Source organism: Synechococcus sp. OH2 (assembly GCF_047462155.1).
Taxonomy (GTDB): Bacteria; Cyanobacteriota; Cyanobacteriia; order Thermostichales; family Thermostichaceae; genus Thermostichus.
Genome location: NZ_JANSIR010000113.1, coordinates 1 through 599 on the forward strand (window position 1 = coordinate 1; position 599 = coordinate 599).

General features: G+C 53.6%; 1 pseudogene. It reads left to right on the forward strand.

Annotated elements, in window-relative coordinates:
• A pseudogene (locus tag NW835_RS12115) lies at window positions 1-599 on the forward strand (RNA-guided endonuclease TnpB family protein); the annotation flags it as partial.

The window sequence follows — 599 nt, forward strand, 5'->3', positions numbered from 1 at the left end:
TTGCTAAGTGTTGCTACTGTACCCCTTGATTCCTTAACAGGCTGTATCTCCTGCAAGCTCAAGGTATCTGCGTCACAAGCCGCCAAGCTGGATGCGACTCTGGATGCTTTTGCACAAGCATTAAACTGGGTTAACCAAAACACGCCAGAGAAGATAGTCAACGCTATTAAGCTCCAATCTCTTTGCTACCGCGAGATTCGGGCGCGGTTTGGTCTCTCCAGCAATAAGGACTCTGTCCCGCTAGCGCGAGTGGCACAACAGGTAGGCAGAAGGTTAGCCGCTGCCCGCAAGGTTGCTCAGCAGAAAAACCGTTCAGTTATAGCGTTTAAGGGTGGCTTTGTCACGTATGACGCCCGCATCTTCTTTTTCCGTGAGAGGGGCTGGACAGTATCGCTGACCACCGTCGAGGGACGCGAACGCTTTGAGCTGGATGTTGGCTCCTACTAGCGGGGCAGGCTCACAGGCTCTCATCCTAAAGCAGCCACGTTAGTCAAAGGCCAGGCTGGTTCCTACTACATCCAGATTGGTGTGGAGTCTGAGGCACCAGAACCGGAGCACGCCGTCAAGGCAATGGGCGTGGATTTGGGTAGGAGGGATAT